At 53.2% G+C, this 2,720-nt stretch carries 3 protein-coding genes; all 3 read left to right on the top strand.

The features are described from left to right. The coding region (locus tag ACTH3S_RS18275) for a glucan biosynthesis protein G (protein ID WP_441810431.1) at nt 1-1,420 on the top strand (1,420 nt) is incomplete at its 5' end. Between the two features lie 23 nt (nt 1,421-1,443). Beyond that, nucleotides 1,444-1,743, top strand: a complete 300-nt coding sequence (locus ACTH3S_RS18270) for a hypothetical protein (protein ID WP_441810430.1) — start codon at nt 1,444-1,446, stop codon at nt 1,741-1,743. Between the two features lie 19 nt (nt 1,744-1,762). Next, on the top strand, nt 1,763-2,720 hold a 958-nt coding region (mdoH, locus tag ACTH3S_RS18265), incomplete at its 3' end, for a glucans biosynthesis glucosyltransferase MdoH (RefSeq protein WP_441810429.1).

The following is a 2,720-nucleotide window of genomic DNA, read 5'->3' as shown; positions in this document are numbered from 1 at the left end:
ACCGGCACAGGCGCCTGACTTCCTAAAAAACCTCAGTTACTCAGATTATCAGTCGATCCGTTTCAAGCCCGAAGAGAGCCTTTGGCGATCTGGCAAATCACGGTTTCAGGTGATGATGATCCCGCAGGGCAGTTTTTACTCTCATGCGGTTCAGCTTAATGTGGTCGATAGCGAAGGCGTGCACCCGATGGGGTTTGATAAAACCCGGTTTGATTATCCCAACCCTGAGCTGGCGAAACGAATTCCTGCTGATCTTGGTTATGCTGGGTTCAAATTAACCTACCCCTTATCTGGCAAAGATGTACAAAACCAGTTTCTAGTGTTTGGTGGTGCGAGTTATTTTCGGGGCGTGGGCTCAAACAATACCTTTGGGCTTTCTGGCCGGGGAATTTCGGTAAACACCGGTCTGCCATCTGGTGAAGAATTCCCGGCATTCACTGAATTTTGGATGGAGCATCCAAAGGCAGATAGCGACGTTATGGTTGTCTATGGCCTGCTAAACGGGCCTAGCCTTACGGGTGCATACCGCTTTGAGATTCACCCGGGTAAAAACACGAAAATGGACGTAACCGCCCAGCTGTTCTTCCGGGATAACATTGAGCAGCTAGGCCAAGCACCGCTCACATCCATGTTTTTTTACGGAGATAACACGGTACGGCCACGGGGAGAGTGGCGCCCTCAGGTACACGATTCTGATGGTTTGCTGATCAACGACGGCAAAACAGGAGAATGGCTCTGGCGCCCACTCGTTAATCCGGCCGAGCTTCAGCTGAGCTATCATCATGTGCAAGACCTTGATGGCTTCGGGCTGATTCAGCGTGATCGTAAATTCGGTGACTTTCAGGACAGCGAAGCACGCTACGACCGCCGGCCAAGCATGTGGGTAAAACCTCTTGGTGAAGACGGTGAAGGCTGGGGGGAAGGACAGGTTGTGCTTGTTGAAATCCCGTCTGGCGCGGAAACCAACGATAACATCGTGGCGTTCTTTAAACCGGCCCAGTCAGTGAAAGCTGGTGAGAATCGTCGGCTCGAATACTCCGTTTCCTTCGGCGAACCCGAAATCACCGAACAACCGAATGGCAAGGCTGTGCGTACGCTTATAGGTAATGGCAGGGAAAATGGTGGTTCAGGTGATGCCTTACGGTTGATTGTTGATTTCAAGGGCGGTGAGCTCTCAGGGCTTCGCCCGGATGCCGCGGTTGTCAGCCAGGTAAGTGGTGGAGAGGGAGTTGAGGTGATTGAGCACTTTGTTGAGTACATTGAAGTCAGCGATGTTTGGCGGTTGTCGATTCTCGCAAAGCCTTCAGCGGAGCAGCCGCTCACGTTGAGAGGCTTTCTGAATAAGGATAACGAACCCCTCACAGAAACCTGGACATACTTGCTTGGGCCTAAAACAGACCTGCGTGGAAATCCAAAGTAGATCTAACAGGCAGCGAGACGAACATGGACGATATTTCCTTTCAACATGTATTCAGCCGTGTGTATGGCTATTTGTGCGAGGCAGGTGTGGAAATGACCAGTGAACGCTGCCGTCAGATGCTGCAGCTCATTGACGACGCCATGGCCGAGATTGGCGAAGGTTCTAGCAATACCGCCACTGACCGCCGTGAGTTGGTCGGTCACCGCCTATTAAAGAGCGTTATGGATCGCCTACCTGAGTACTTCGCTATTCCCGAGGTGAGTATTCCGGTAGCTGCACCGCCTTTGTGTCGAGGCAGCATTGGGTATCATAGCCGTGGATAATGGCGCAACGGAAAGCCCTGTGAAACACCGGTGGCGGATGGTTGCGAATTTTCGACGCGCCGTGCTGATGTTGTTTGTATTCGGCCAAACCGGTGTGGCGTGTTATTTCTTGCTCTGGGTGCTGCCATACCATGGTGGAACGCTGCTGGAGCTCGGCATGCTGGTGCTCTTTGCCATTCTTTACGCATGGATAGCGATTGGGTTCTGGACCGCGGTATTCGGGTTTGTGATCAGGCTGATGGGCGGTGACCGACACTCCATACTCAAACGCCACACGGATGCAGAACTGCTGGACACGCATTTGGCAAAAACCGCCGTGTTGCTGCCAATCTACCATGAGCCGGTGCACTGGACGCTTAGCGGGCTGAAGGCTGTGTACCGGGATATTGAGCGTACCGGACAGATCGACCACTTCGAGTTCTACATACTATCCGACAGCCGGGATCCCGACGTTTGGTTGGAGGAGCAGGTTGCATGGAACAAGCTGGCGAAAGAGCTTGGCGGCGAGGGCAGGATTTTCTACCGCCGGCGGCCGGTGAACCTCAACTACAAAAGCGGCAATGTTGCCGATTTTCTCCGCCGCTGGGGTAAGCGCTGCAAGTATATGGTGGTGCTGGATGCAGACAGCCTGATGACCGGCAGCACCATTGTTCGCATGGTGCGACTCATGCAGCGCGAGCCGAACGTGGGAATCTTGCAGACCAACCCGAACATCATCAACGGGCAGTCACTGTTCGCTCGGATTCAGCAGTTTGCTAACCGCTTCTATTCAACCTTATTTGCTAATGGGCTGGCCGCTATCCAGATGGGAGACGCCGCATTCTGGGGTCATAACGCCATTCTTCGTATCGAGCCGTTCATGAAGTATTGCGGGCTACGTAAGCTCCCGGGCATTGGAATATTCGGCGGCCCTATTATGAGCCACGATTTTGTTGAGGCAGCTTACATGGGGCGTGCCGGCTATGAAATTTGGCTAG

Origin of the sequence: Marinobacter sp. (assembly GCF_052094685.1) — a bacterium.
Taxonomy (GTDB): domain Bacteria; phylum Pseudomonadota; class Gammaproteobacteria; order Pseudomonadales; family Oleiphilaceae; genus Marinobacter.
Note: the sequence above shows the minus strand (reverse complement) of the source record. Positions and strands in the feature narration are given on the sequence as shown.